General features: G+C 58.7%; 32 protein-coding genes and 2 tRNA genes. 28 read left to right on the top strand and 6 right to left on the bottom strand.

The genetic code is table 11. The annotated features are described in order from the left end of the window. Positions 1-111: 111 nt before the first annotated feature. On the top strand, positions 112-1,053 hold the full coding sequence (locus U5O12_RS18135; protein ID WP_322580006.1) for a LysR family transcriptional regulator: 942 nt from the start codon (positions 112-114) through the stop codon (positions 1,051-1,053). Positions 1,054-1,080: 27 nt separating this feature from the next. Here the strand turns inward: U5O12_RS18135 and U5O12_RS18140 are convergent, their stop codons facing one another. The 5 genes from U5O12_RS18140 to U5O12_RS18160 all read right to left on the bottom strand — a co-directional run bounded on the left by U5O12_RS18140 (position 1,081) and on the right by U5O12_RS18160 (position 5,944). Then, on the bottom strand, positions 1,081-2,286 hold the full coding sequence (locus U5O12_RS18140; protein WP_322580007.1) for a GGDEF domain-containing protein: 1,206 nt from the start codon (positions 2,284-2,286) through the stop codon (positions 1,081-1,083). Between the two features lie 147 nt (positions 2,287-2,433). Continuing rightward, positions 2,434-2,697, bottom strand: coding sequence for a DUF2164 domain-containing protein (locus tag U5O12_RS18145; protein ID WP_322580008.1), 264 nt, complete (start codon positions 2,695-2,697; stop codon positions 2,434-2,436). A 68-nt stretch (positions 2,698-2,765) separates the two neighbouring features. Then, positions 2,766-3,581, bottom strand: coding sequence for a pyrroline-5-carboxylate reductase (proC, locus tag U5O12_RS18150; protein WP_322580009.1), 816 nt, complete (start codon positions 3,579-3,581; stop codon positions 2,766-2,768). 74 nt (positions 3,582-3,655) lie between these two features. Further along, positions 3,656-5,155, bottom strand: coding sequence for a glycerol kinase GlpK (gene glpK, locus U5O12_RS18155; RefSeq protein WP_322580010.1), 1,500 nt, complete (start codon positions 5,153-5,155; stop codon positions 3,656-3,658). A 24-nt stretch (positions 5,156-5,179) separates the two neighbouring features. Continuing rightward, positions 5,180-5,944: a DeoR/GlpR family DNA-binding transcription regulator gene (locus U5O12_RS18160; RefSeq protein WP_322580011.1), complete on the bottom strand. Its 765-nt coding sequence runs from the start codon at positions 5,942-5,944 to the stop codon at positions 5,180-5,182. 114 nt (positions 5,945-6,058) lie between these two features. On the opposite strand from U5O12_RS18160, the gene U5O12_RS18165 reads away from it, so the two are divergent. The 20 genes from U5O12_RS18165 to U5O12_RS18260 all read left to right on the top strand — a co-directional run bounded on the left by U5O12_RS18165 (position 6,059) and on the right by U5O12_RS18260 (position 17,948). Continuing rightward, complete coding sequence (locus U5O12_RS18165; RefSeq protein WP_322580012.1) at positions 6,059-7,660, top strand: glycerol-3-phosphate dehydrogenase/oxidase; 1,602 nt, start codon at positions 6,059-6,061, stop codon at positions 7,658-7,660. 192 nt (positions 7,661-7,852) lie between these two features. Beyond that, positions 7,853-8,221, top strand: coding sequence for a 50S ribosomal protein L14 (gene rplN, locus U5O12_RS18170; protein ID WP_007861702.1), 369 nt, complete (start codon positions 7,853-7,855; stop codon positions 8,219-8,221). A gap of 9 nt (positions 8,222-8,230) precedes the next feature. After that, entirely contained in the window at positions 8,231-8,551 is a 321-nt protein-coding gene (gene rplX, locus U5O12_RS18175; RefSeq protein ID WP_322580013.1) for a 50S ribosomal protein L24, read from the top strand. 2 nt (positions 8,552-8,553) lie between these two features. After that, positions 8,554-9,093 (top strand): 50S ribosomal protein L5, encoded by a 540-nt coding sequence (gene rplE / locus U5O12_RS18180; RefSeq protein ID WP_094481681.1) that lies wholly within the window; start codon positions 8,554-8,556, stop codon positions 9,091-9,093. An 8-nt stretch (positions 9,094-9,101) separates the two neighbouring features. Further along, positions 9,102-9,407, top strand: a complete 306-nt coding sequence (rpsN, locus tag U5O12_RS18185; RefSeq protein ID WP_094481683.1) for a 30S ribosomal protein S14 — start codon at positions 9,102-9,104, stop codon at positions 9,405-9,407. An 18-nt stretch (positions 9,408-9,425) separates the two neighbouring features. Beyond that, entirely contained in the window at positions 9,426-9,821 is a 396-nt protein-coding gene (gene rpsH, locus U5O12_RS18190; RefSeq protein ID WP_094481685.1) for a 30S ribosomal protein S8, read from the top strand. Positions 9,822-9,845: 24 nt separating this feature from the next. Further along, the gene (gene rplF / locus U5O12_RS18195) at positions 9,846-10,379 is read left to right on the top strand and encodes a 50S ribosomal protein L6 (protein ID WP_322580014.1); all 534 of its coding nucleotides are present in this window, start codon (positions 9,846-9,848) and stop codon (positions 10,377-10,379) included. A gap of 11 nt (positions 10,380-10,390) precedes the next feature. After that, entirely contained in the window at positions 10,391-10,756 is a 366-nt protein-coding gene (gene rplR / locus U5O12_RS18200; protein ID WP_322580015.1) for a 50S ribosomal protein L18, read from the top strand. A 17-nt stretch (positions 10,757-10,773) separates the two neighbouring features. Then, entirely contained in the window at positions 10,774-11,298 is a 525-nt protein-coding gene (gene rpsE / locus U5O12_RS18205; protein WP_296467858.1) for a 30S ribosomal protein S5, read from the top strand. A gap of 14 nt (positions 11,299-11,312) precedes the next feature. Further along, positions 11,313-11,495, top strand: coding sequence for a 50S ribosomal protein L30 (gene rpmD, locus U5O12_RS18210; protein WP_105259340.1), 183 nt, complete (start codon positions 11,313-11,315; stop codon positions 11,493-11,495). A gap of 10 nt (positions 11,496-11,505) precedes the next feature. Continuing rightward, positions 11,506-11,937 (top strand): 50S ribosomal protein L15, encoded by a 432-nt coding sequence (gene rplO / locus U5O12_RS18215; RefSeq protein ID WP_322580016.1) that lies wholly within the window; start codon positions 11,506-11,508, stop codon positions 11,935-11,937. A gap of 26 nt (positions 11,938-11,963) precedes the next feature. After that, positions 11,964-13,274 carry a preprotein translocase subunit SecY gene (secY, locus tag U5O12_RS18220; RefSeq protein ID WP_322580017.1) on the top strand — a complete coding sequence of 437 codons (1,311 nt, stop codon included), beginning with the start codon at positions 11,964-11,966 and terminating at the stop codon, positions 13,272-13,274. Positions 13,275-13,403: 129 nt separating this feature from the next. After that, on the top strand, positions 13,404-13,517 hold the full coding sequence (rpmJ, locus tag U5O12_RS18225; protein ID WP_012348927.1) for a 50S ribosomal protein L36: 114 nt from the start codon (positions 13,404-13,406) through the stop codon (positions 13,515-13,517). Positions 13,518-13,541: 24 nt separating this feature from the next. Continuing rightward, positions 13,542-13,907: a 30S ribosomal protein S13 gene (gene rpsM, locus U5O12_RS18230; protein WP_105259338.1), complete on the top strand. Its 366-nt coding sequence runs from the start codon at positions 13,542-13,544 to the stop codon at positions 13,905-13,907. 15 nt (positions 13,908-13,922) lie between these two features. Further along, positions 13,923-14,327 carry a 30S ribosomal protein S11 gene (gene rpsK / locus U5O12_RS18235; protein ID WP_094481697.1) on the top strand — a complete coding sequence of 135 codons (405 nt, stop codon included), beginning with the start codon at positions 13,923-13,925 and terminating at the stop codon, positions 14,325-14,327. 82 nt (positions 14,328-14,409) lie between these two features. Next, positions 14,410-15,033, top strand: a complete 624-nt coding sequence (gene rpsD, locus U5O12_RS18240; protein WP_322580018.1) for a 30S ribosomal protein S4 — start codon at positions 14,410-14,412, stop codon at positions 15,031-15,033. Between the two features lie 106 nt (positions 15,034-15,139). Further along, positions 15,140-16,129 carry a DNA-directed RNA polymerase subunit alpha gene (locus tag U5O12_RS18245; RefSeq protein WP_322580019.1) on the top strand — a complete coding sequence of 330 codons (990 nt, stop codon included), beginning with the start codon at positions 15,140-15,142 and terminating at the stop codon, positions 16,127-16,129. 156 nt (positions 16,130-16,285) lie between these two features. Then, positions 16,286-16,681: a 50S ribosomal protein L17 gene (rplQ, locus tag U5O12_RS18250; RefSeq protein ID WP_322580020.1), complete on the top strand. Its 396-nt coding sequence runs from the start codon at positions 16,286-16,288 to the stop codon at positions 16,679-16,681. Between the two features lie 22 nt (positions 16,682-16,703). Further along, a tRNA-Met gene (locus tag U5O12_RS18255) sits at positions 16,704-16,780 on the top strand. Between the two features lie 190 nt (positions 16,781-16,970). Next, positions 16,971-17,948 carry a chemotaxis protein gene (locus tag U5O12_RS18260; protein ID WP_322580021.1) on the top strand — a complete coding sequence of 326 codons (978 nt, stop codon included), beginning with the start codon at positions 16,971-16,973 and terminating at the stop codon, positions 17,946-17,948. A gap of 202 nt (positions 17,949-18,150) precedes the next feature. Here the strand turns inward: U5O12_RS18260 and U5O12_RS18265 are convergent. After that, positions 18,151-18,226, bottom strand: a tRNA-Gly gene (locus U5O12_RS18265). 148 nt (positions 18,227-18,374) lie between these two features. On the opposite strand from U5O12_RS18265, the gene U5O12_RS18270 reads away from it, so the two are divergent. The 7 genes from U5O12_RS18270 (at position 18,375) to U5O12_RS18300 (ending at position 25,057) form a co-directional block, all read left to right on the top strand. Next, on the top strand, positions 18,375-19,178 hold the full coding sequence (locus U5O12_RS18270; protein WP_322580022.1) for a plasmid replication/partition related protein: 804 nt from the start codon (positions 18,375-18,377) through the stop codon (positions 19,176-19,178). Positions 19,179-19,343: 165 nt separating this feature from the next. Further along, entirely contained in the window at positions 19,344-20,516 is a 1,173-nt protein-coding gene (locus U5O12_RS18275) for an ABC transporter substrate-binding protein (protein WP_322580023.1), read from the top strand. A 124-nt stretch (positions 20,517-20,640) separates the two neighbouring features. Continuing rightward, entirely contained in the window at positions 20,641-21,516 is an 876-nt protein-coding gene (locus U5O12_RS18280; RefSeq protein ID WP_322580024.1) for a branched-chain amino acid ABC transporter permease, read from the top strand. Beyond that, entirely contained in the window at positions 21,513-22,502 is a 990-nt protein-coding gene (locus tag U5O12_RS18285; RefSeq protein WP_322580025.1) for a branched-chain amino acid ABC transporter permease, read from the top strand. Before U5O12_RS18280 ends, U5O12_RS18285 begins: the two co-directional genes overlap by 4 nt. Further along, entirely contained in the window at positions 22,499-23,290 is a 792-nt protein-coding gene (locus tag U5O12_RS18290) for an ABC transporter ATP-binding protein (RefSeq protein ID WP_322580026.1), read from the top strand. The genes U5O12_RS18285 and U5O12_RS18290 overlap by 4 nt, the downstream gene beginning before the upstream one ends. Further along, positions 23,287-24,012: an ABC transporter ATP-binding protein gene (locus U5O12_RS18295; protein WP_322580027.1), complete on the top strand. Its 726-nt coding sequence runs from the start codon at positions 23,287-23,289 to the stop codon at positions 24,010-24,012. The genes U5O12_RS18290 and U5O12_RS18295 overlap by 4 nt, the downstream gene beginning before the upstream one ends. 64 nt (positions 24,013-24,076) lie before the next feature. Continuing rightward, on the top strand, positions 24,077-25,057 hold the full coding sequence (locus U5O12_RS18300) for a tripartite tricarboxylate transporter substrate binding protein (RefSeq protein WP_322580028.1): 981 nt from the start codon (positions 24,077-24,079) through the stop codon (positions 25,055-25,057). Positions 25,058-25,065 lie beyond the last annotated feature (8 nt).

Genomic DNA, 25,065 nt, shown 5'->3' on the forward strand with positions numbered 1-25,065 from the left:
TGCGTTTTACGCAGGTCAAGGAGGAGCCCGCGTAGCGGGCGGGGGACACGGAGTAAAACGCGCTGCCCTTTGGCCCACGCAGGAATCCAGAAACTCCCCACGGAGCTAACCATGGACAAACTCAAGCAACTCGAGTCCTTCGTCTCAGTCGCCACCCGCGGCAGCTTGACTGCAGCGGCCCATGCCGAAGGCGTGGCGCCCGCCATCATGGGCAGGCGCCTCGACGGGCTGGAAGAGCGCCTGGGCGTGAAGCTGCTGATCCGCACCACGCGCCGCATCACGCTCACGCACGAAGGCAGCGCCTTTTTGGAAGACTGCCAGCGCATCATTGCCGATGTGGCGAATGCCGAGGCCAGCGTGAGCGCCGGGGGCGTGAAGGCGGCGGGACACTTGCGCATCACCGCGCCCGCGGGTTTTGGCCGCCGCCATGTGGCGCCGTTGGTGCCCAAGTTCCGCGCGCTGCACCCCGAGGTCACGGTGTCGCTCAACCTGTCTGACCGCGTGGTGGACATTGCAGGTGAGGGCTTTGACTGCGCGGTACGCGTGGGCGATATGCCGGATTCGTCCTTGGTGAGCGTGCGCATGGCCGACAACCGCCGCCTGTGCGTGGCTACGCCAGCCTACCTCAAGCGCCACGGCACACCGCAGACGCCGGCCGATCTGGCCAAATTCGACTGCCTCACGTTGTCCAGCGATGCCTCCCAAACGCGAGGCTGGGCCTTCAAGCTGCCGGCCGATGCCAAGGGAAGCAAGGGCGGCAAGGAAGGCGAGGTGATTTACCTCAAACCTGCCGGCCCGCTGGACTGCAGCGATGGCCAGGTGCTGCACGACTGGTGCCTGGCGGGCCTGGGCATCGCCTGGCGCAGCACCTGGGAAGTGGAGTCCGAGATTGCGGCAGGCCAACTGGTCGCTGTGCTGGAGGATTTTGCGGCCCCGCCCAACGGCATCTACGCTGTCTTCCCCCAGCGCAAGCACCTGCCGCTGCGGGTGCGCCTGTGGATCGACTTCATCAAAGAGCGCTACGGGGCTGCCGGGTACTGGACGTCACTATAAATATAGGAGCTTTCCACGCAGTTTCTATCAGTGCTGGAGGCTGATTGGGCTTTGAATTGGCTCCATGGAAATCTCCACCCGGTTGCGCCCGTTCCGTTTGGCCAGGTACATGGCGGCATCGGCCCGCCGCAGCACGCCGGCCTGGCTTTCCTTGGAGCCCAGCACGGCGGCACCAAAACTGGCGGTGAGTCGGATGTCAGCGCCTTGGGCTCGCAGCGGGGTTTCTTCCAGTGCCACACGCATGCGGTTGGCGGCTTCGCGGGCACCGGTGATGTGGGTGGCGGGCATCAGCACCATGAATTCCTCGCCACCAAACCGGCCCAGCGCATCCACGGTGCGCAGTCGGCTTTGCACCACGTCCACCACATGGCACAGCGCCCGATCGCCAGTTTCGTGGCCGTATTGGTCGTTGATATCTTTAAAGTGGCCCAGGTCAAAAAACACGCAGGCCACAGGTTCGCCAGTACGGTGGGTGCGTTCGAATTCGATGGCCAGGCGTTCTTCCATGGAGGCTCGGTTCAGGCAACCGGTCAGGTGGTCCTGTTCAGCCAGGCTGCGAAAGCGCTTGACCAGACGCCCCGCCGTGAGGCCGGCCATGGTGATGTTCATGGCCATGACAATCACGGTGAGCATCCACAAAAAAGGCGTGAAATGGGGAACGTGTATGAAGCCGTCAACGGACGTCGGTGCGCCTTCCAGTAGCACCAGCACCACACGCGCCAACATGGCAAGTGTGGCCAGCAAGAAAGGGCCACTGATGGCCCAGCGTACGGTGGCGGAGAATTGATCGTTGCGCAGGCCGCGGTAGCAGTCCCAGAAGCAATTGAAGGTGAGCATGGCCACAGTGAATGAAAACACGATCGCACGCACCATGTACGAGCTGCCGTCGGGAGCCACTTGCAGCGTGATAACCATCGCGATCAGGATGGGGCTGATGCGCCGCGCCAACGTCGGTAGTTCGTCCAGTCGCACCAAATACACAATGCCGCTGTGGAAGCTTGCCAATCCCATAAACACCAGCCACTCCACGCCTTGGTAGTGCAGATAGCTCGGTGCTGCTGTGCGTTGCACCAGCAGTGCCACGGTGCCCGCAAACAGCAGGTTGGCGACACAGAAGCGGAGGGTGGCTTTGGGCGCCATCTTCATGGCCCCACCAATCACGCCCCAGGAAAATGCCCACATGGCAGTGAGCACTATGTCCATATAGAACAACGTGGTGTCGACCTGTCCCAAAACGGTTCCCCAAGGTGTTGGCTGGCGGCAATCATCGCTGTGCCGGTGGCTGGGGTCAGTGTAACGCTGTGCCAATCACCCGTCGTGCTGGGCGGTTTGCATTTTTGCGGCGGACTTTGGTACCGCGCCAGCACGCTGCATGCGGTACTAGCGCCTGCGGTCGAACTTGTGCCAGTAAGTGAATTCGGGCTCGTGCACTTCCACGTCCACCTCCATCACCCGGGCTTGCAGGCGCCCTTGCACATCGGTCACCGCCTGGTTGTAGACCAGCGGCCCAATCTCTTCCAGGAAGAAGCCCAGCAGGCTGCCCGCTGCCACGTTGCCAATCGGGTCATCCATGTTCTCGCGGAAGTAGCGCTCAATCGATTCGACGGCGCGCTGGCGCTGCTCTTTGGGGATGGTGATGGGCATATTTGCTATAAAAAACGGAGCTGTTGGCGCAATGGATACGGGCGCAAGAGGCCCAAAAGTCTTAAATTTCAGGCCGCGCCGAATTCCTGGCCCAGCTCGCCAGCGCGCCTCTGCGCCGCAAACAGCGCCTTGGCAAACAGGTCTTTGATGCCACTCTCGTCCATGGACGTAATGGCTGCGTAGGTGGTGCCGCCTTTGGACGTGACCTTGGCGCGCAGGCTCTCGGGTGGTTCGGTGGAGGCACGCGCCAACTCCCCGGCGCCAATGAAGGTGGCCACGGCCAGCTGGTAGGCCTGTTCGCGCGCCAGCCCCATCTGGGCGCCGGCCTCGGTCATGGCCTCCATGAAATAGAACATGTAGGCCGGGCCCGAGCCGCTGATGGCGGTGACCGCGTCCAGTTGCGCCTCGGCTGTCAGCCACACGGTGGCGCCGGTGGTGGCGATCACGTCGTTGGCCCAATCCTTGTCGGCCTGGGTGACGGCGGCGCGGGCATACAGCGCGGTGATGCCCTTGCCGATGAGCGCGGGCGTGTTGGGCATTGTGCGGATGATGCGTTCGCTGCCCAGCCATGCGGCAATGCTGCTGCTGGGAATGCCGGCGGCCACGCTGAGGTGCAGGGCGCCGGTGTTGTGCGCGGCCACGGCAGCGGCGGCTTCCTTGAAGGTTTGCGGCTTCACGGCCCAGACGATGAGGTCGGCATGGGCCAGAAAGGCGCCGGCTGCAGGCTGTGCGGTGATGCCAAAGTCGGCCTGCAGGCGGGTACGGGCTTCGTCCCAGGGCTCCACCACGTCAATCTGGCTGGCCGCAGAGCCCTGGCGGATCAGCCCGCCGATGATGGCGCTGGCCATATTGCCGCCGCCGATGAATGCAATGCGCTTGCCCATGGTGTTGTGTCCTCTGCAGATGTCGTGGAGCGCCAGAGTCTAGCCAAAGCCCCGGCCACAAGCCGACAAAGGGCTTACAGCGTGGTCTGGCGCACCGCGTGTTCCCACTGCGCCATGCGCTCCTTGGCGCGCTCGGGCGCCATGGTGGGCAGGAAGCGGCGTTCGGCTTTCCACAGGTCGGACAGTTCGTCCGTGCTGCGGTACACGCCCGTGGTCAGTCCGGCCAGGTAGGCCGCACCCAAGGCGGTGGTCTCGGTCACGGCGGGGCGCACCACGGGAATGCCCAGCAGGTCGGCCTGGAACTGCATCAGCAAGTCGTTGACGCACGCACCGCCGTCCACGCGCAGCTCGGACACCTGTGCGCCGCCCGCCCGCACGGCGTCGCGGCTCATGGCCTGGAGCAACGCTGCGCTTTGGAATGCTATGCTTTCGAGAGCGGCTCGCGCAATGTGGGCGAGGGTGGAGCCACGGGTGAGGCCTGTAATGGAGCCGCGTGCATCGGGCTTCCAATACGGCGCGCCCAGGCCGGTGAAGGCCGGCACCACGATCACGCCGCCCGCGTCGGGCACGCTTTGCGCCAAGCTTTGCACCTCGCCACTGCCCTGGATGGCGTGCAGTCCGTCGCGCAGCCACTGCACCACGGCGCCCCCCACAAACACGCTACCCTCCAGCGCGAATTCGGGTTGGGCAGTCGTCTGCGCCGCACTGGTGGTGATGAGGCCGTTGTGCGAGGTCTGGAAGCTGTGGCCCGTGTGCATGAGCATGAAGCAGCCCGTGCCATAGGTGTTCTTCACCATGCCGGCCTTGAAGCAGGCCTGGCCAAACAGCGCGCTCTGCTGATCGCCCGCTACGCCACCAATCGGGATGGCGCCACCCAGCAGCGCCGGGGCCACCTCGCCAAATAGCGAGGCGGAGGGCTGCACCGCCGGCATCAGGCTGGCGGGGATGTCCAGCGCGGCCAGCAGGTCCTCGTCCCACAGGTTGGTGTGCACATTGAAAAGCATGGTGCGCGAGGCATTGCTCACGTCGGTGACGTGCACGCGGCCTTCGGTCAGCTGCCAGATCAGCCAGCTGTCTATGGTGCCAAAGGCCAGCTCGCCGTTGGCCGCCTGCGCACGCGCGCCGGGCACATGGTCCAGCAGCCACTTGAGTTTGGTGCCCGAGAAATACGCATCGATCAGCAGCCCGGTCTTGTCGCGGATGGTGTCGGCCAAGCCCTTGGCACGCAGTTCGGCGCAGGTAGGTTCCGCGCGGCGGTCCTGCCAGACGATGGCGTGGTGGATGGGCTGGCCGGTCTTGCGGTTCCACACCACGGTGGTCTCGCGCTGGTTGGTAATGCCCACGGCCTTCACCTGTGCGGCAGTGATGCCGGCTTTGGCCAGCGCCTCGCGCGCGGTGGCGAGCTGGATGCGCCAGATTTCCAGCGCGTCGTGCTCCACCCAGCCGGGCTGGGGGTAGATCTGGGTGAGTTCCTTCTGCGCCATGGCCACCGTGCTGCCTTCGGGCGTGAATACGATGCTGCGGGAGCTGGAGGTGCCCTGGTCCAGGGCAAGCAGGTAAGTGGGCTGGGACATGGAGGTCTCCGGAATAGGGCAGGGTTAGCGGGCAATGTGCAGCTGCACGCCGGCATCGGCCAGCAGCTGGGGAAAGGGTTCGGGCGGTGCGGCGTCGGTAAACAAGCGGTCCACCTGCGACAGCTGGCCCACTTCCACCATGGCGGGGCGGTTGAACTTGCTCGCGTCGGCGGCCATCCAGACCTCGCGGGCGTGCGACAAGATGGTCTGCGCCACTTTCACCTCGCGGTAGTCGTAATCGCGCAGCGTGCCATCGGCCTCGATGCCGGAGATACCCATCACCGCCAAGTCCACCTTGAACTGGCGGATGAAGTCCACCGCCGCTTCGCCCACCACGCCCTGGTCGCGTCCGCGCACCACGCCGCCGGTGACGATGACCTCGGTTCTGGGGTTAGCGCTCAGGATGCGGGCCACGTTCAGGTTGTTGGTGATGACGCGCAGGCCACTGTGTTCGGCCAGCGCATGGGCCACGGCCTCGGTGGTGGTGCCGATGTTGAGGATTAGCGAACAGCCATTGGGCACGGCGGCGGCAATGGCGCGCGCGATACGGGACTTGCCCTCGGCGTTCAGACTCTCGCGCTGCTGGTGGGCAATGTTCTCGGTGGTGGAGCTGGGCACGCGCACGCCGCCATGGAAGCGCGCCAGCAAGCCCTCGTCCGCCAGCTTCTGCACGTCGCGGCGTACCGTCTGCAAGGTGACCTGCAGGTGTTCGGCCAACTGCTCCACCGACACGGAGCCCCGCGCCTGGACCAGGGAGAGCAGGGTGAGCTGGCGAGGGTTGGGTTGCATGGTGGCGGCCGTGTTGCAAAAGTAGTCGGACTATAAGCGAAGAGAAACGCGTTGAAAAGTGACAAAACGAATCAAAAAGAATAATATCGAGCATTCTTTCGACCGGTAATTGCCATGCCCACTGTTGCTACCCCCTTACCTACCCGCCGCGAAGACCTGATGGCCCGTTTGGCGCAGGATCAAACCTATGACCTGGCCGTGGTGGGCGGCGGTGCCACCGGTTTGGGAGTGGCCCTGGATGCCGCAGCCCGCGGCCTGCGCGTGGTGCTGGTCGATTCACATGACTTTGCAAAAGGCACTTCCTCGCGGGCAACCAAGCTGGTGCACGGCGGGGTGCGCTACCTCGCCCAGGGCAATATCTCGCTGGTGCGCGAGGCCCTGCACGAGCGCACCACGCTGCTGAACAATGCCCCGCACCTGGCGCAGCCTCTGGCTTTTGTGATGCCCTCTTACCAGTGGTGGGAAACCCCGTTCTACGGGGCTGGCTTGGTGGCGTATGACGCACTGGCGGGCAAGGCCGGGCTGGGGCGGACCGAGTTTCTGGGGCGAAACGCTGCGCTCAAACTCTTGCCCACGGCGCAGCCGCAGGGCCTTAAAGGCGGGGTGAAGTACTGGGATGGCCAGTTCAACGATGCACGGCTGGCCTTGGCCTTGGCCCGCACTGCTGCCACCAAAGGCGCGCTGCTGGTGAATTACTGCCGTGCGACAGACCTCATCTATATAGATGGCAAGGTGCAGGGGGTGCTGTGTGAAGACGCGCTGACTGGCCAGCAATACCCGGTCAAGGCGCACTGCGTGGTCAATGCCACGGGGGTGTGGGTGGACGAGTTGCGGCAAAAGGATGGCGACGCAAACGCCGCCGACGGCCGCCAAACCACCAAGCCCATGGTGGCGCCCAGCCAGGGCGTACATATCGTGGTGGATCGAGAGTTTCTGGGGGGCGATACGGCTTTGATGGTGCCTAAGACGGCGGATGGCCGGGTGCTGTTTGCGGTGCCCTGGTTGGGCAAGGTCATTTTGGGTACGACGGACACGCCGCGCCATGACCTGGCTCGTGAGCCAGTGGCTTTCGAGGAGGAAATCGCCTTCATCCTGTCCGAATCGGCCCGCTACCTGCGTCGCGCACCTACCCGTGCAGACGTGAAAAGCATTTGGGTCGGGCTGCGCCCCCTGGTCAAGCCGCAGGACGACGATGGCAATAGCACCAAGGGCATCAGCCGTGAGCACACGGTGCTGGTCAGCCGCAGTGGCCTGGTGACGGTGACGGGTGGGAAATGGACGACCTACCGGGCGATGGCGGAAGACGTTCTTGAAAAATGTGCAGAAAAGCAACTATTACCCCGACGTCCAGCGGGTGTCACGGTGCATTTGAAGCTCGTGGGTGCTACTTCGGGCTCTGGTGCTGTTCAGTCTGTCAGCCTGCCTTCGGGCTTGCCGAGTTACGGCGATGAGCAGCATGTGGTGGGCGGGATGCCGGGCAGCGAGGTCGAATTGGCGCCCGGGTTGACCGAGGGCATGGTGCGCTTCGCTGCGCGCTACGAATACGCGGTGACAGTGGAGGATGTGCTGGCTCGCCGGTCACGCTTGTTGTTTTTGGATGCGGCTCTGGCCATTGCCTTGGCCATGCGGGTGGGCGTCATCCTGCAGGAAGAAACGGGTTTGCCGTCCAGACCGGAAGAATTCACCGCCTTGGCACAACAATATTTGCTTTCTTGAGTAAAAAGGTGTTGACGAGGTATTGCAGAGCAGGCACAATCGTGGGCTTCGCTTGAAAAAGTATGAAGGTTCTGCCCAAATGAAAGCAGCATGAGTGGTTCGTGCTGCCGACAGCGGGCCCAAGACTGACTGGTTGATGGTGTATGCCACAGTGGCACATGCAATCTTCTGGTGCAAGTTGGGAATATTGAAATGATCCAAACTGAATCTCGATTGGAAGTTGCCGACAACACCGGCGCTAAGTCCGTCCTGTGCATCAAGGTGCTGGGTGGTTCTAAGCGCCGTTACGCGTCTGTGGGCGACATCATCAAAGTTAGCATCAAAGAAGCCGCTCCCCGTGGCCGCGTCAAAAAAGGCGAGGTTTACAGTGCTGTGGTGGTTCGTACTGCCAAGGGCATCCGCCGTGGCGACGGTTCTTTGGTGAAATTCGACGGCAACGCTGCAGTGTTGCTCAACGCCAAGTTGGAGCCTATCGGCACCCGCATCTTTGGACCAGTGACCCGCGAACTGCGCACTGAAAAGTTCATGAAGATCGTGTCCTTGGCTCCTGAAGTTTTGTAAGGACCCGCCATGAACAAGATTCGCAAAGGCGACGAAGTCATCGTAATCGCAGGCCGCGACAAGGGCAAGCGTGGAGTGATCTCCTTGCGCAAGGATGATTCCCATGTGATCGTCGAAGGTATTAACTTGGTGAAGAAGCACACCAAGCCAAACCCCATGAAGGGCACAACCGGCGGCATTGTTGAGAAGACCATGCCTATTCACCAATCCAACGTGGCAATTTTCAATGCTGCGACTGGCAAGGCTGACCGTGTTGGTATCAAGGTGCTGGCTGACGGCAAACGCGTTCGCGTTTACAAGTCCAGCGGCGAAGAAATCAAGGTGGCATAACCATGGCACGTCTCCAACAACACTATCGTGAAAAAGTGGCGCCTGAGCTGACAGCCAAGTTTGGCTACACCTCGCCCATGCAAGTGCCCCGTCTGACCAAGATCACCCTGAACATGGGTGTGAGCGAAGCGGTTGCCGACAAGAAGGTCATGGACAACGCTGTGAGCGACCTGACCAAGATCGCAGGGCAAAAGCCTGTGGTCACCAAGTCCAAGAAAGCTATCGCTGGATTCAAGATCCGTGAAGGCCAGGCCATTGGTTGCATGGTGACACTGCGTGGCGTTCAGATGTACGAATTCCTGGATCGTTTCGTGACTGTGGCTTTGCCCCGCGTCCGTGACTTCCGTGGTATTTCTGGTCGTGCATTTGATGGCCGTGGCAATTACAACATCGGCGTCAAAGAACAGATCATTTTCCCTGAGATTGAATATGACAAGGTTGACGCCTTGCGCGGCCTCAATATCAGCATCACCACAACGGCCAAGACCGACGAAGAGTGCAAAGCGCTTCTCGCTGGCTTCCGCTTTCCGTTCAAGAACTGAGGTCACCTATGGCAAAAATGGCTTTAATCCAACGCGAGCTCAAGCGTGATCAGCTGGCTGCCAAGTACGCGAAGAAATACGCGGAACTGAAGGCGATTGCTGGTGATGCAAAACGCTCTGATGAAGAGCGCGCTGAGGCTCGTCTGGGTCTGCAGAAACTGCCTCGCAATGCAAACCCCACTCGCCAGCGTAACCGCTGCTCGATCACGGGTCGTCCCCGTGGAACGTTCCAGCATTTCGGTCTGGCACGTGCGAAGATTCGTGAAATGGCCTTTGCTGGTGAAATCCCCGGCATAGTCAAGGCCAGCTGGTAAGCGATAGGAGAACTGAACATGAGTATGAGTGATCCCATCGCCGATCTGTTGACACGTATCCGCAATGCGCAAATGGTTGCCAAGACGACTGTCTCGGTGCCTTCTTCCAAAGTGAAGGTCGCTATTGCCCAAGTGTTGAAAGACGAAGGCTACATCGACGGTTTCAAAATTTCCACTGAAGGTGGCAAGGCTGAACTCGAAATCGCCCTGAAATATTATGCCGGTCGCCCTGTGATCGAGCGTATTGAGCGTGTAAGCCGTCCCGGCCTGCGCGTGTACCGTGGCAGCGAAGCAATTCCCCAAGTCCAAAACGGACTCGGCGTTGCCATCGTGACCACCCCCAAGGGTGTTATGACTGATCGCAAAGCGCGTGCCTCCGGTGTCGGTGGCGAAGTGCTGTGCTACGTCGCTTAACACTACATTGAGGAGTAAGAAACAATGTCCCGTGTAGGCAAACTTCCTGTCGCCATTCCCGCAGGTGTTGAGGTATCCATCAAGGCTGACCAAATCAGCGTCAAGGGTACTGGTGGCACGCTGCAACTGGCTCAAAACAGCCTGGTGAATATCGCTAACGATGCTGGCAAGCTGAGCTTCCAGCCCGCCAACGAATCCCGTGAAGCTGACGCAATGACTGGCACGTTCCGTCAATTGGTCAACAACATGGTAGTTGGTGTGACCAAGGGTTTTGAGCGCAAGCTGACCCTGATTGGTGTGGGTTACAAGGCGCAAGCGTCTGGCAATAAGTTGAACTTGGCTGTGGGTTACTCCCATCCTGTCAATTTGGATATGCCCGCTGGCATCACCGTGGCGACTCCCACACCCACCGAGATCTTGATCAAGGGTGCAGACCGCCAACGCGTTGGCCAGATTGCAGCCGAGATTCGTGCGATTCGTCCCCCCGAGCCTTACAAGGGCAAGGGCATCCGTTACTCGGATGAAAAAGTGACGATCAAAGAAACCAAGAAGAAATAAGGAGCTGCAACATGTTGACCAAAAAAGAGCAGCGTCTTCGCAGAGCCCGTCAAACCCGTATCCGCATTGCAACGCAAGGCGTAGCCCGTTTGACAGTGACACGCACCAACTTGCACATCTACGCCAGCGTTATTTCTGGCGAAGGCGGCAAGGTGTTGGCCAGTGCATCCACTGCAGAAGCAGAAGTGCGCAAAGCCCTGGGCACAGTTGGCAAGGGCGGCAACGTCGCCGCTGCCCAGATCATTGGCAAGCGCGTGGCTGAAAAAGCCAAGGCTGCCGGTGTGGAGAAGGTGGCGTTTGATCGCTCCGGCTTCGCCTATCACGGTCGCGTCAAGGCGCTGGCGGATGCCGCGCGTGAAGCTGGCTTGCAGTTCTAAGCAGATCGGAAATTAAGATGGCTAAAGTTCAAGCAAAAATGCAAGGTAAGGCCGAGGGTCCTGAGGACGGTCTGCGCGAAAAGATGATCGCGATCAATCGCGTCACCAAAGTGGTCAAGGGCGGCCGTATTCTCGGTTTCGCTGCTTTGACTGTGGTTGGTGATGGTGATGGCCGCATCGGCATGGGTAAAGGCAAATCCAAAGAAGTCCCTGCAGCTGTGCAGAAGGCTATGGAAGAAGCTCGTCGCAACATGCTCAAGGTCTCCTTGAAAAACGGAACCATTCACCACAAAGTGATGGGTCACCATGGTGCGGCCAGCGTCATGATGGCGCCGGCTCCCAAGGGTACTGGCATCATTGCTGGCGGCCCCATGCGCGCAGTGTTCGAAGTGGTTGGTATCACTGATATCGTGGCCAAGAGCCATGGTTCTTCCAACCCCTATAACATGGTCCGTGCCACATTGGATGCCCTGTCTGTGTCTACGACACCGTCGGAAGTTGCAGCCAAGCGCGGTAAGACTGTTGAAGAAATCTTCGCTTAATCGAGGAATTCATAATGACAACACAACAAACTGTGAAGATCCAATTGGTGCGTAGCCCAATTGGCACCAAAGAATCCCACCGTGCGACTGTGCGTGGTTTGGGTCTGCGCAAGCTCAACAGCACCAGTGAGTTGCAAGACACACCGGCCGTGCGCGGAATGATCAACAAGATCAGCTACCTGGTCAAAGTCCTCTAAAAGGTTGATGATGGAACTCAATAACATCAAGCCCGCAGAGGGTGCAAAGCACGCGAAGCGTCGCGTGGGCCGTGGTATCGGTTCCGGTTTGGGTAAAACCGCCGGCCGTGGTCACAAAGGTCAAAAGTCCCGCTCCGGTGGTTACCATAAAGTTGGTTTTGAAGGTGGTCAGATGCCTATGCATCGCCGCCTGCCCAAGCGTGGCTTCAAGTCGCATTTGTTGCAATTCAATGCCGAAGTAACCTTGACTGCATTGGACGCACTGGGCGTTGCTGACGTGGATCTGTTGTCTCTGAAGCAAGCTGGCCTCGTAGGTCAATTGGCTAAAGTCGTGAAAGTTATCAATACCGGTGCGATTGCCAAGGCAGTCAAATTGAACGGTATCGGTGCAACGGCTGGTGCCAAGGCTGCGATTGAAGCGGCTGGCGGAAGCGTTGCTTAAGTTTGCCTAGGCGAGAAAGTTAGCAAGTGGCAACAAACGCGGCTCAAACAGCAAAAACAGGTAAGTTTGGCGACTTGCGTCGTCGGCTTGTCTTTTTGCTGCTCGCTCTGGTGGTCTATCGCCTGGGTGCGCACATACCTGTTCCTGGCATTGATCCTGCACAGCTCCAGCAGTTGTTCAAGGGGCAGCAAGGCGGCATATTGAGTTTGTTCAATATGTTTTCTGGTGGCGCACTCTCTCGCTTCACAATTTTTGCGTTGGGGATCATGCCGTACATCTCGGCCTCCATCGTTATGCAGCTGTTGACATATGTCTTGCCGGCATTTGAGCAGCTGAAGAAGGAAGGTGAAGCTGGACGTAGGAAAATCACGCAGTACACGCGGTACGGTACGCTGGGCTTGGCACTTTTCCAGTCGTTGGGAATTGCTATGGCGCTCGAGGCCTCCGCTGGTCTGGTGATTGCTCCAGGCTTTGGTTTCCGGATGACGACAGTGGTTACTCTGACGGCCGGCACGATGTTTCTGATGTGGCTGGGCGAGCAAATCACTGAGCGCGGATTGGGGAACGGGATTTCGATTCTGATTTTCGGCGGTATTGCTGCTGGCCTACCCAGTGCCGTTGGTGGCTTGTTGGAGTTGGTACGCACCGGCGCCATGAGCATCATCGTTGCGTTGCTCATCGTGGCTTTGGTGGCATTGGTTACTTTCTTTGTTGTGTTCGTGGAGCGGGGTCAGCGTAAGATTTTGGTGAACTACGCTAGGCGTCAAGTCGGCAATAAGGTGTATGGTGGTCAGTCGTCCCATCTTCCACTGAAGCTGAACATGGCGGGTGTAATCCCACCAATCTTTGCTTCGTCGATCATCTTGTTGCCAGCCACCATTGCAAATTGGTTTAGCTCCGGGGACTCCATGCGTTGGTTGAAAGACATATCCAGCACTTTGAGCCCTGGCCAGCCGATCTATGTGATGTTGTATGCCGCTGCAATCGTGTTCTTTTGTTTCTTTTACACTGCGTTGGTTTTTAATAGCCGTGAAACAGCAGATAACTTGAAGAAGAGCGGTGCATTCATACCAGGTATTCGTCCCGGGGACCAAACCGCACGATACATTGACAAGATTTTGTTGCGTTTGACTCTGGCTGGCGCGATCTACATCACTTTCGTGTGTTTGTTGCCGGAGTTCTTGATCCTGAAGTACAACGTCCCGTTTTACTTCGGTGGAACTTCATTGCTGATTATTGTTGTTGTCACCATGGATTTCATGGCTCAGGTCCAGAACTACATGATGTCGCAGCAATACGAATCGCTACTCAAGAAGGCGAATTTCAAGGCTTCTTGAAAAAGTAAGTCAACGTAGAAGCGAGCATGGCATGGGCAACCAAGTTGTGAATCGCTTAGGTAGCAAGTTAGAGCGCATGTTCCGCGCGAATCAAAGTCGGAACGGAGCGAAAAGTTTTAGGAGAAGAAAATGAAAGTTTCGGCTTCGGTCAAGAAAATTTGCCGCAACTGCAAAATTATCCGTCGCAAGGGCGTTGTGCGAGTGATCTGTACAGATCCTCGTCACAAGCAGCGTCAGGGTTAATTGCAAGAGTTTTAGAGGACGAAAATGGCACGTATCGCTGGCATCAACATTCCGCCGCATCAGCATTCTGAAATTGGCTTGACAGCTATTTTTGGTATCGGTCGCACTCGCGCTCGCAAGATTTGCGAAGCTTGCGGCATTGCTTACTCCAAAAAAGTCAAAGACTTGACTGATGGTGACTTGGAGAAAATTCGCGATCAAATCGCTCAGTTTACAATTGAGGGTGATTTGCGTCGTGAGACAACCATGAACATCAAGCGTTTGATGGACATCGGTTGCTACCGCGGTTTCCGCCATCGTCGTGGCTTGCCCATGCGTGGTCAGCGTACCCGCACGAATGCACGTACCCGCAAAGGCCCGCGTAAGGCTGCTGCGTCCTTGAAGAAATAATCGGGATAAACCAACATGGCAAAAGCTCCCTCCAACAGCGCTGCACAGCGCGTTCGCAAGAAGGTTCGCAAGAACGTTGCGGACGGTATCGCGCACGTGCACGCGTCGTTCAACAACACCATCATCACCATCACCGATCGCCAAGGCAATGCATTGTCTTGGGCTTCGTCGGGTGGTCAAGGTTTCAAGGGCTCCCGTAAGTCCACTCCGTTTGCTGCTCAGGTAGCGTCCGAAGTGGCTGGTCGTGCAGCACTTGAGCAAGGCATCAAGAACTTGGACGTCGAAATCAAGGGCCCTGGTCCTGGTCGCGAATCCTCGGTTCGGGCCTTGGCAGCGCTGGGTATCCGCATCAACATGATTGCTGATGTGACTCCCGTGCCGCATAACGGTTGCCGCCCTCAAAAGCGCCGCCGCATTTAATTTATCAACAAGCCCACCGCCGTCAACTTCCGTTGACGGCTCCCGCATTTGTATGCGGCAGATGACATAAAAGGAAGATCAAGTGGCACGCTATCTCGGCCCCAAGGCCAAACTTTCCCGCCGTGAAGGCACAGACCTGTTCCTCAAGAGCGCACGTCGCTCCATCGGGGACAAAGCCAAATTCGACTCTAAGCCAGGTCAGCACGGACGCACTTCTGGTGCACGTACCTCTGACTATGGCCTGCAATTGCGCGAAAAGCAAAAAGTGAAGCGCATGTACGGCGTGTTGGAGCGCCAGTTCCGCCGCTATTTCGCAGAAGCTGACCGCCGCAAGGGTAACACTGGTGCCAACCTGATGTTCTTGCTGGAATCGCGTCTGGACAATGTTGTGTATCGCATGGGCTTTGGTTCGACACGCGCTGAAGCACGTCAATTGGTCTCCCACAAGGCGCTGACCGTGAATGGCCAAGCCGTGAACATTCCTTCGTACATGGTCAAGGCGGGTGATGTGATTGCTGTGCGTGAGAAGTCCAAGAAGCAAAACCGCATTGTTGAAGCCCTGCAATTGGCCCAGCAAGTCGGCATGCCTGCATGGGTGGAAGTCAGCATCGAAAAAGCTGAAGGCACTTTCAAGGCAGTTCCTGACCGTGACCAATTCGGTGCTGACATCAACGAATCGTTGATCGTTGAACTGTATTCACGCTAATAGCACCTGAGTCGTTGAAATCGTTCCTACGTCGCGTGTACCGCGATGTAGGTGCTTCACCAGCCTTACTGACGTAACGAGTCGGGGGTATTGAGAGGAAGTTTGAATGCAAAATAGTTTGCTGAAGCCCAAGTCCATCAGCGTTGAACAGACCGGCGTCAATCGCGCCAAGGTCGCTCTGGAGCCCTTTGAGCGTGGCTACGGCCACACCTTGGGCAACGCCCTTCGTCGCGTCCTGTTGTCTTCCATGCCTGGATTTGCAGCAACCGAAGTGACCATTGCCGGTGTACTACATGAGTACTCTTCGATTGATGGCGTACAAGAAGATGTTGTAAACATCCTTTTGAACCTCAAGGGTGTGGTGTTCAAGCTTCACAATCGCGAAGAAGTTACCCTGAGCTTGCGCAAGGATTCTGAGGGCGTTGTCACTGCAGCGGATATTCAGACTCCCCATGATGTTGAAATCATCAATCCGGAACACGTGATTGCCACGCTGTCGCTCGGCGGCAAGCTGGACATGCAGATCAAAGTTGAAAAAGGCCGCGGCTACGTGCCGGGCAGCATGCGCCGCTACGCCGACGAGCCCAACAAATCCATCGGCCGCATCGTTCTGGATGCGTCGTTCTCTCCGGTGAAGCGCGTGAGCTACACCGTGGAAAGCGCACGTGTTGAACAACGTACCGACTTGGACAAGCTGGTCGTTGAGATCGAAACCAATGGCGCCGTGTCTGCAGAAGATGCAGTGCGTGCCTCGGCCAAGATCCTGGTGGAGCAACTGGCTGTGTTCGCGCAGCTGGAAGGCAGCGAACTGGCTGCGTTCGACTCTCCTGCACCACGTGGAAACACACAGTTCGATCCGATTTTGCTGCGTCCGGTGGACGAGCTGGAATTGACCGTGCGTTCTGCCAACTGCCTGAAGGCCGAAAACATCTATTACATCGGTGATCTGATTCAGCGCACCGAGAACGAGCTGCTGAAGACTCCTAATCTGGGTCGCAAGTCGCTCAACGAAATCAAGGAAGTGCTGGCCTCTCGCGGTCTGACACTGGGCATGAAGCTGGAAAGCTGGCCGCCTGCTTCCCTGGAAAAGCGCTGATTAGCGCTCTCACCAGAAGCTCCAATCTAAATTGGACCCTGTTTGGGGCTCTGAAATGAGCTTGTACAAGGGTTTTGAATTGAACCCCTTCTGGGGGTTCCGTGCCACGGGCAGTACCTGATACGGCTGCCTGGCTAATAACTGAAGGAAACTACCATGCGTCACGGACACGGACTACGTAAACTTAACCGCACAAGCTCTCACCGCTTGGCAATGCTGCGCAACATGATGAATTCGTTGATCGAACACGAAGTCATCAAGACTACAGTCCCCAAGGCTAAGGAACTGCGTCGCGTTGTAGAGCCTATGATCACTTTGGCCAAGGAAGCTACTGTGGCGAATCGCCGTTTGGCGTTTGACCGCCTGCGTGATCGCGACAGCGTGACCAAGCTGTTTGATGTGCTGGGTCCTCGCTTCAAGGCCCGTCCTGGTGGTTATACGCGCATCTTGAAGATGGGCTTCCGCGTTGGTGACAATGCGCCCATGGCTTTGGTCGAGTTGGTGGATCGTGCTGAAGAAGTTTCTGAAACTTCTGATGCAGTCCAAGCATAATAGGTTATAATCTAAATCTTGACGCGGAGTGGAGCAGCCTGGTAGCTCGTTGGGCTCATAACCCAAAGGTCGTTAGTTCAAATCTAGCCTCCGCAACCAATAGATACGTGGAATTCCACGACAGTAAAGGCTCACCTCGGTGAGCCTTTTTTGTTTTCTGCCTTGTGATTGCATTGCAATTCTTCCCTGCAGCGCAACTCACATCGGGCAATAATGTTTGCATCTGGCTGGCAACTTGGGCAGGCATCTGATGAGTGCTCCCACCATGAGAATTGACGCAGGAAACTCCATGAAAACCTCTACCCCTATGGACAAGAGCCACGCCACGGCAGGCCAAGGCTCCAGCGGACGCTTGGAATTGCTGCTGTTTCGTTTGGGTGAAGCCCGCGACTTCAGGCAACGGGAGTTATTTGGTATCAATGTCTTCAAAGTGCGAGAAATTGTGGTCGCCCCCCACATTACATCCATTGTGAATGCGCCCGCCCATGCCCTTGGGCTCGCCAATGTACGAGGCCAATTGATTCCAGTTATTGATCTCCCAAGCTTGGCGGGGTGCGTTCCACAAACTGATTCGAAGATTGTGTTGGTGACGGAATTTGCACGCACCACACAAGCTTTTTTAGTGGATGAGGTTGTGGAGATTGTGCAGCTTGACTGGAAACATTTGCTTGCAGCGGACAGCAGTAGCTCTGTCCTGCTGTCCGGTGTAGCACGCATTGATGGTGATGCGCAAGACTCTCGCTTAGCCCAAGTACTGGATGTTGAACAAATCCTGCGTGATGTATTTCCAGGCGCTCATAACAATGCGGACATGAACTCCAGCCTAGCCAAGCTCCGCTTGCCCGAGGGTTCAGTGGTCCTTGTGGCCGAAGACTCCGCTGTGGCGCGAATGCTGGTGGAAGAGAGCTTGAAGGCAATGGGCGTACAGTTTGTGGCGTTCAAAAATGGTCGGGAAGTTTGGGAGCGTTTGGCGAGCTTTCATGGCGAAGCCATCGCCAAAGGAAAGCGCGCGCGAGACAAGGTTGCGCTTGTGTTGACCGACCTCGAAATGCCCGAGATGGATGGCTTTACGTTGACACGCAATATCAAACAGGACGCGCGCTTTGCCGGAATTCCGGTGATCGTGTATTCGTCATTGACAGGCACTGCAAGTGAGGGGCACGCCAGTAGTGTGGGGGCGGATGCCTATGTTGCCAAATTTGAGCCGCGTGAACTTGCTGAGTCCATTGGCAAGACCTTGGCGGAGCGTCACTTGCTTCCACAATAGAGGCAATTAAGTTTCGTACCCACTTTGTGGGCGCAGCATTGTCAAAGCCAACTGCTTCCAAGCGCGGAAGGAGACTGAAAATAGTTAGGAAGGCGAGGGGTTCATTAAGGTGAGCAAAGTAGCACACTGCTAAAACCCCGCGGTTGAAAAATGACAACCGATACAACCTGAATGGTGCATTGCACACCATCCCACAGAAATCTGGAGCGGGAAAAGAGTCTCGAACTCTCGACCTCAACCTTGGCAAGGTTGCGCTCTACCAACTGAGCTATTCCCGCATTTTGAAGTAAATAATTTTAGCCTGAGAACACGGCTATTTGTGCGTCGCTTCAAATTAAATGTGAGAGGTATGTCAGCGAAATCGGGCAAGCCAAGTAGGGCAGCGTCTCTACAATCCAGACCCTTTGCCCCCGTCAAACACGCACCATGGACATTGTTGTCAACGAAGCTCTCAAAGCCTATATCGATCCACTCACGGCGGATGAATATGCATCATTGGAAAGAAGCATCCTCACCGAGGGGTGTCGCGATGCCTTGGTGTTGTGGGGCGATGTATTGGTAGATGGGCATAACCGGTATGGCATTTGCAAAAAACACGGCCTGCCTTTCCAAACCACACAAAGTTCATTGTTCAAGACATTGGACGATGTCCACCTCTGGATGATTGATCAGCATTTGGGGCGACGTAGCGTGTCTGATTTTCAGAGAGGGGTGCTGGCATTGCGCAAGCGCGAGATTCTCGCCGAGCGCACGGCGCAATCGTCCCAAATCAACATCAAATCAGATGCCGTCGTTCCGACAGAGGCGGGGGACAAAGTTGCAGTCGCAATGCCTGCAACGCTCAAAAGCCGCGAAGACATAGCCAAGGCCGCGCGATTGAGCAGCAGTCAGGTGGTAATGATTGAAAAGATACAAAAGCAGGCGGCTCCGGAGCTGGTTGCTGCTGTGAAGTCCGGAACCATTTCCATCAACGCGGCAGCAGCCGTGGCCACCCTGCCTGCAGAGGAGCAGGTGGCCGCGGCCACCGCAGGCAAAGATCAACTCAAACAGGCTGCCAAACGGGTGCGGGAGGCCCGGCGTTCCGCACGCGAAGAGCTTTCCATGCAGGCAAGCACCGACGGCGTGGATTCAACTGTGTCGCCGCTGCTGGCCTTGCAGCAGCGCGTGGCAGCCTTGGAGGCTGAAAACGCCGACTTGCGCCAGCAACTGGCCGCACTACATGCTGCGTAAGGCAGCGTCCAATATGCGACCGTTGAAACTGCAAAAAGACAAAGGTTATAGGTGCCGGTTATTGCAAAATGCTATATCAAAGTGAGCTGAATCGCGATTGCACAAGGATGGTTTAGGCGCGATATTGTGGGCAGTGTGAAATGAAAAACTTCTAGGAGACAACACATGAACAAACGTCACTTTTTGCGGGCTACCGCGTTGGCAAGCTTGGCGCTGGCAGGTACCGCAGTACTGGCCCAAGACAATGTCTTCAAGATCGGCTTGGTCTTGCCCATGACCGGCCAGCAGGCCACCACTGGCCGCCAGATTGAAGCGGCGGCCAAGCTCTACATGGCGCAAAACGGCGATACCGTCGCTGGCAAGAAAATCCAGCTCATCATTAAGGATGACACCAGCATTCCTGATGTGACCAAACGTATGGCACAAGAGCTGGTCGTCAACGACAAAGTAAATGTGCTGGCCGGTATGGGCATTACCCCATCCGCGTTGGCTACGGCAACCATTGCCACCCAATCCAAAACCCCCTTGGTGGTCATGGCGGCTGCCACCTCCAGCATCACCGAAGCTTCGCCCTACATCGTGCGCACCAGCTTCACGCTGCCCCAAGCAGCCGTGGCGATCGCGGATTGGGCGCCCAAAAACGGGATCAAAAAAGTTGTGACACTGGTGTCTGACTATGGCCCTGGCATCGATGCCGAGCGCTTCTTCAAGGACCGTTTGACCTTTAACGGCGGCACCATCGTGGAATCCCTGCGCGTGCCCATGCGCAACCCCGACTTTGCTCCCTTCCTGCAGAAGGTGCGTGACCTGAAGCCGGATGCGTTGTTTGTGTTTGTGCCTTCTGGCGCGGGCGCTGCGGTCATGAAGCAGTTTCTGGAGCGCGGTATGGACAAGGCCGGCATCAAACTCATTGGCCCCGGCGATATCACCGATGACGACCAGCTGAACGACATGGGTGACGGCGCTTTGGGGGTGGTCACCTCGCACCACTACTCCGCGGCACATCCCTCCGCCTTGAACAAAAAGTTTGTTGAGTCTTTCAAGAAGGCTAACAACAACCTGCGCCCCAACTTCATGGCTGTCGGTGGCTACGACGGCATGCGGGTGATCTACGAAGCCCTCAAGACCACCAAGGGTGCTGGCGGTGGCGACGCCCTGCTAGCGGCCATGAAGGGCCAGATCTTCGAAAGCCCCCGCGGCCCGATTTTCATCGATGCCCAGACACGTGACATTGTGCAAAACATCTACCTGCGCAAGGTCGAGAAGAAAGACGGGCAGCTCTATAACGTCGAGTTTGATGTGATCAAAGACGTGAAAGATCCCGGTAAGAGCCGCTGACCCGGAACTTGACCGCAGACCCTGGCGGTGCACACAGGCAGGCAAAAAAGCGATGGCAAGCCCCTCGCTTTTTTGTTGCCCAAAATAACGGCCAGGGCATGAAATCACCAGTGATTGGCAAACCATGTTGACCATACTTTTTGACGGCATCGCCTATGGCATGCTGCTTTTCATCCTCGCCGTAGGCTTGGCAGTGACCATGGGCTTGATGAACTTCATCAACCTCGCGCACGGCGCCTTTGCCATGGTGGGCGGCTACATCACGGTGCTGCTGATGCAGCGCCTGGGCGTGCCCTTTCTCTTGTGCCTGCCGGCGGCTTTTATTGGCGCAGCCTTGCTGGGCGGTCTGTTGGAGCGCACGCTCTACCGCCCGCTGTACAACAAGCCCCACCTGGACCAGGTGCTGTTCTCCATTGGCCTGACCTTCATGGCCGTGGCCAGTGTGGACTACTTCGTCGGCTCCACGCAGCAAATTGTGCAACTGCCCGAATGGCTCAAGGGCCGTACCGAACTCGGTGACGGTGCCTGGATGCTGGGCATGGGTCATTACCGTCTGTTCATCATCGCCGTCTGTGCTGCATTGACCGTGGCACTGCAGTACATCCTGACCAAGACCCGCTTTGGCAGCCGCCTGCGTGCCTCTGTGGACGATCAGCGCGTGGCTGCCGGCCTGGGCATCAACGTCAACGCTGTCTTCCTGTCCACCTTTGCTGTGGGTTCTGGCCTTGCCGGACTGGGCGGGGCGCTGGGCGCTGACGTGCTGGGCATGGACCCCACCTTCCCCCTCAAGTTCATGATTTACTTTTTGATCGTGGTCGCCGTGGGCGGCACCTCCAGCATCACCGGCCCCTTGCTGGCCGCCCTGTTGCTGGGCATCGCCGACGTGGCCGGCAAGTACTACATCCCCAAACTGGGCGCCTTCATCGTCTACAGCCTGATGATTGTGATTTTGGTGTGGCGCCCGCAAGGCCTGTTTGTGCGCAAAGGGGGCAAGGCATGAGCGCTGATTTCAAACCCAACATCCTGCTCGCCTCGCGCCGTTGGCGCTGGTGGGAAGTCGTGCTGTGGGCCGCAGCCCTGGCTTCGCCCTGGGCTTTGTCTAGCCACGCGCTCATCATCAACGAGATTGCCATCGTCGCGCTGTTCGCGCTCTCGCTGGACATCATCTTGGGCTACACCGGCATCGTGTCGCTGGGCCATGCCGCCTTCTTTGGCATGGGCGCCTACTCGGCAGCCCTGTTTGCCAAACACATCCACCCGGATCCGCTAATCGGCATGGCAGTCGGCATTGGCACGGCTACCGTGCTGGGCGCCATTTGCAGCGTCACTATCCAGCGTGGCACCGACCTCACCCGCCTCATGGTGACCCTGGGCGTGGGGCTGATCCTCATGGAGCTTGCCAACAAGCTCGACTGGCTGACCGGCGGTGCTGACGGACTGCAGGGCGTGGTGATGGGGCCGGTGTTGGGTCGCTTCGAGTTTGACCTGTATGGCCAGGTGGCCGCTTGGTACTCCATCAGCATCTTGCTGGTCGTTTTTGTGCTGGCGCGTCGTTTTGTAGGCTCGCCGTTTGGCGCCACGCTCAAGGCCATCCGCGACAACCGCCTGCGCGCCATGGCCATCGGCATTCCCGTGGCCAGCCGCCTGGCCGTGGCCTACACCGTGGCCGCCAGTGCGGCGGGTGCGGCCGGTGCGCTGCTTGCGCAGACCTCAGGCTTCGCTTCGCTCGATGTGTTCGAGTTCCACCGCTCGGCCGACGTGATGCTGGTGCTGGTGATTGGCGGTGTGGGCTGGCTCTACGGCGGTGTGGCTGGTGCGCTGATCTTCAAGCTCATGCAGGACTTCATTTCGAGCATCACTCCGCAATACTGGACTTTCTGGATTGGCTTGTTCCTGGTGGTTCTGGTGCTGGTCGGCCGCGAACGCCTGGTGCGCCCTTGGACCTGGTTCGGTGCCAAGAAGAACAAGACTGGAGGTGCCGCATGAGCAGCCCCACAATGCATAACGCAGTGCAAACTGTCCTCAGCGCCCAGGGCCTGGTGATGAAGTTTGGTGGCATCACGGCCACCAACAACGTCACGCTGGACCTGCACAAGGGCGCACGCCATGCGCTCATCGGCCCCAACGGCGCGGGCAAGACCACGCTGATCAACCTGCTGACCGGCGTGCTGCAGCCTACTGAAGGCAAGATCATCCTGGAAGGCCAGGACATCACCGACCTGGCGCCGCACCAACGTGTGCGCCGTGGCATGGTGCGCACCTTCCAGATCAACCAGCTGTTTGACACCTTGACCCCGATGGAAACCCTGGCCATGGTGGTCAGCCAGCACACCGGGCTGGGCAGCAAGTGGTGGCAAGCGCTCGGTAGCAACCGCCGCGTGATTGAGCGCTGCGAACAGCTGCTGGAGCAGTTCCACCTGACCGAGGTGATGGCGCAGGAGACGCGGGTGTTGGCCTATGGCAAGCGCCGCCTGCTGGAGATCGCCATCGCGCTGGCCTGCGAGCCGCGCGTGCTGCTGCTGGACGAGCCCGTGGCCGGCGTGCCGGCGGGCGAGCGCGAAGAGCTGCTGCAAACCGTGGCCGCCCTGCCGGCCGATGTGTCCATCCTTTTGATTGAACATGACATGGATCTGGTCTTCAGCTTTGCCAAACGCATGACGGTGCTGGTCAACGGCACGGTGCTGACCGAGGGCGACCCCGAGCAGATTGCCAACGACCCGCAAGTCAAGGCGGTGTACCTCGGCCACGCCGAAGGTGAGGAGGCCCACGCATGACCGAGCTGCTCAAAGTCGAAAATCTGAGTGCAGGCTACGGCGAAGCCGTGGTGCTGCATGGCGTGTCCGTCAGCATCAATGAAGGCGAAACCCTGGCTTTGCTGGGCCGCAACGGCACTGGCAAGACCACCTTCATGAACACCCTGGCCGGCGCCACACGGCAGCACGGCGGCACCATCGCCCTGGGCGGTGCGGCCCTGCACAAGCTGCCCCAACATGAGCGCGCGGCGGCAGGCATTGGCTGGGTGCCGCAGGAGCGCAACATCTTCAAGTCGCTCACTGTGGACGAGAACCTGACCGCGGTGGCGCGTCCGGCCCGTGCCGGCCGCAAGGCCGCCATGTGGACGCCTGAGCGGGTGTATGAGCTCTTCCCCCGCTTGGCTGAACGCAAGACCAACCTGGGTACGCAGCTCTCCGGGGGCGAGCAGCAGATGCTGGCCGTGGGCCGCGCGCTGGTGCTCAACCCCACCATCCTGTTGCTGGATGAGCCCTGCGAAGGCCTGGCGCCCATCATCGTGCAGGAGCTGCTGCGTGCCATCCGCCGCATTACCCGCGAGGAGGGCCTCTCGGCCATCATCGTGGAGCAGCACCCGCAGGCGATTCTGGCGATCAGCGATACGGCGGCCGTGCTGGACCGGGGCACCGTGGTGCACAGCGGCACGGCGCAAAGCCTGCGCGAGCAACCCGAGCTGCTGGACAAGTTGCTGGGCGTTGCACGTTGATTTTCTTGCTATCTATTTGATAGCTGTTTGCGCATATTCCATGAGGGCTAAAGGCCAATTTCATATGAAAAACCTGAACCGTCGCACTGTTTCACTGGGCCTGGCCCTGTTGGCCGGCACTGTGGGCGCATTGCCCGCCTGGGCCGATACCTTTCCCTCCAAGCCCATCCGCATCGTGGTGCCCTTTGGCGCTGGCGGCGTGGCCGACCTGACCGCGCGCACCGTGGCGCAAAAGCTGTCCGAGTCGCTGGGCCAGCCGGTGGTGATTGACAACAAGCCGGGCGCCGGCGGCGTGGGTGCTGGAGAGGCCGTGGCCAAGGCCGACCCCGATGGCCACACGCTCTTGCTCATGTCCAACGGCACGGCGGTGAGTGCCAGCCTGTTCAAGAGCCTGCCCTTTGATGCACAGCGTGACTTCGCGCCGGTCTCTACCTTGGGCTACTTCGACCTCGCTGTGCTGGCCGCCCCCAACGCGCCCTACAAGACCATGGCCGACTTGCTGGCCTATGCCAAGGCCAACCCCGGCAAGCTCAATGTGGGTACGGTCAACATCGGCAGCACGCAAAACCTGGCGGCTGAGCTGCTCAAAACCCGCGCGGGCGTGGACTTCCTCATCGTGCCGTTCAACGGCACACCGGCCGTCACCACCGCACTGCGCGGCGGGCAGATCGATGTGGCGGTCGAGATCCTGGGCCCGATGATGGGCCAGGTCACTTCCAAGGCGGTGCGCCCGCTGGCCGTGCTGAGCGACACGCGCGCCAGCCAGATTCCCGATGTACCCACGCTCATGCAAAGCGGCGTGAAGGACTTCGACGTGTCGTCGTGGAACGCCCTGGCGGCCCCGGCCAAGACGCCCAAGGACGTGATCGCCCGCCTGAACAAAGAGGTGCAGGCCGCGCTGAACCACCCGGATGTGAAGAAGAAGCTCTACGAGCTGAACGTGGAAGCCCGTGGCTCCAGCCCCGAGAAACTGGCCGAGCTGCTGGCGACCGAGACCAAACGCTGGGCCGAGGTGATTGCCAAGGCCGGTGTGCCCAAACTCTGAGGACTCCC

The organism is Rhodoferax sp. (genome assembly GCF_034519335.1).
Classification (GTDB): Bacteria; Pseudomonadota; Gammaproteobacteria; order Burkholderiales; family Burkholderiaceae_C; genus Allorhodoferax.

What these genes read in the sequence shown, in the direction of transcription:
- rpsH (WP_094481685.1), top strand. Translation starts at nt 9,426, where the DNA reads ATGAGTATGAGTGATCCCATCGCCGATCTGTTGACACGTATCCGCAAT.
- rplN (WP_007861702.1), top strand. Translation starts at nt 7,853, where the DNA reads ATGATCCAAACTGAATCTCGATTGGAAGTTGCCGACAACACCGGCGCT.
- rpsE (WP_296467858.1), top strand. Translation starts at nt 10,774, where the DNA reads ATGGCTAAAGTTCAAGCAAAAATGCAAGGTAAGGCCGAGGGTCCTGAG.
- U5O12_RS18270 (WP_322580022.1), top strand. Translation starts at nt 18,375, where the DNA reads ATGGACATTGTTGTCAACGAAGCTCTCAAAGCCTATATCGATCCACTC.
- rpmD (WP_105259340.1), top strand. Translation starts at nt 11,313, where the DNA reads ATGACAACACAACAAACTGTGAAGATCCAATTGGTGCGTAGCCCAATT.
- rpsN (WP_094481683.1), top strand. Translation starts at nt 9,102, where the DNA reads ATGGCAAAAATGGCTTTAATCCAACGCGAGCTCAAGCGTGATCAGCTG.
- U5O12_RS18145 (WP_322580008.1), bottom strand. Translation starts at nt 2,697, where the DNA reads ATGCCCATCACCATCCCCAAAGAGCAGCGCCAGCGCGCCGTCGAATCG.
- rplQ (WP_322580020.1), top strand. Translation starts at nt 16,286, where the DNA reads ATGCGTCACGGACACGGACTACGTAAACTTAACCGCACAAGCTCTCAC.
- rplE (WP_094481681.1), top strand. Translation starts at nt 8,554, where the DNA reads ATGGCACGTCTCCAACAACACTATCGTGAAAAAGTGGCGCCTGAGCTG.
- glpK (WP_322580010.1), bottom strand. Translation starts at nt 5,155, where the DNA reads ATGTCCCAGCCCACTTACCTGCTTGCCCTGGACCAGGGCACCTCCAGC.
- U5O12_RS18290 (WP_322580026.1), top strand. Translation starts at nt 22,499, where the DNA reads ATGAGCAGCCCCACAATGCATAACGCAGTGCAAACTGTCCTCAGCGCC.
- rpsK (WP_094481697.1), top strand. Translation starts at nt 13,923, where the DNA reads ATGGCAAAAGCTCCCTCCAACAGCGCTGCACAGCGCGTTCGCAAGAAG.
- U5O12_RS18165 (WP_322580012.1), top strand. Translation starts at nt 6,059, where the DNA reads ATGCCCACTGTTGCTACCCCCTTACCTACCCGCCGCGAAGACCTGATG.
- U5O12_RS18280 (WP_322580024.1), top strand. Translation starts at nt 20,641, where the DNA reads ATGTTGACCATACTTTTTGACGGCATCGCCTATGGCATGCTGCTTTTC.
- U5O12_RS18285 (WP_322580025.1), top strand. Translation starts at nt 21,513, where the DNA reads ATGAGCGCTGATTTCAAACCCAACATCCTGCTCGCCTCGCGCCGTTGG.
- U5O12_RS18300 (WP_322580028.1), top strand. Translation starts at nt 24,077, where the DNA reads ATGAAAAACCTGAACCGTCGCACTGTTTCACTGGGCCTGGCCCTGTTG.
- U5O12_RS18295 (WP_322580027.1), top strand. Translation starts at nt 23,287, where the DNA reads ATGACCGAGCTGCTCAAAGTCGAAAATCTGAGTGCAGGCTACGGCGAA.
- rplO (WP_322580016.1), top strand. Translation starts at nt 11,506, where the DNA reads ATGGAACTCAATAACATCAAGCCCGCAGAGGGTGCAAAGCACGCGAAG.
- proC (WP_322580009.1), bottom strand. Translation starts at nt 3,581, where the DNA reads ATGGGCAAGCGCATTGCATTCATCGGCGGCGGCAATATGGCCAGCGCC.
- U5O12_RS18245 (WP_322580019.1), top strand. Translation starts at nt 15,140, where the DNA reads ATGCAAAATAGTTTGCTGAAGCCCAAGTCCATCAGCGTTGAACAGACC.
- U5O12_RS18160 (WP_322580011.1), bottom strand. Translation starts at nt 5,944, where the DNA reads ATGCAACCCAACCCTCGCCAGCTCACCCTGCTCTCCCTGGTCCAGGCG.
- rplR (WP_322580015.1), top strand. Translation starts at nt 10,391, where the DNA reads ATGTTGACCAAAAAAGAGCAGCGTCTTCGCAGAGCCCGTCAAACCCGT.
- rpsM (WP_105259338.1), top strand. Translation starts at nt 13,542, where the DNA reads ATGGCACGTATCGCTGGCATCAACATTCCGCCGCATCAGCATTCTGAA.
- rplF (WP_322580014.1), top strand. Translation starts at nt 9,846, where the DNA reads ATGTCCCGTGTAGGCAAACTTCCTGTCGCCATTCCCGCAGGTGTTGAG.
- rplX (WP_322580013.1), top strand. Translation starts at nt 8,231, where the DNA reads ATGAACAAGATTCGCAAAGGCGACGAAGTCATCGTAATCGCAGGCCGC.
- rpmJ (WP_012348927.1), top strand. Translation starts at nt 13,404, where the DNA reads ATGAAAGTTTCGGCTTCGGTCAAGAAAATTTGCCGCAACTGCAAAATT.
- U5O12_RS18135 (WP_322580006.1), top strand. Translation starts at nt 112, where the DNA reads ATGGACAAACTCAAGCAACTCGAGTCCTTCGTCTCAGTCGCCACCCGC.
- U5O12_RS18275 (WP_322580023.1), top strand. Translation starts at nt 19,344, where the DNA reads ATGAACAAACGTCACTTTTTGCGGGCTACCGCGTTGGCAAGCTTGGCG.
- U5O12_RS18260 (WP_322580021.1), top strand. Translation starts at nt 16,971, where the DNA reads ATGAAAACCTCTACCCCTATGGACAAGAGCCACGCCACGGCAGGCCAA.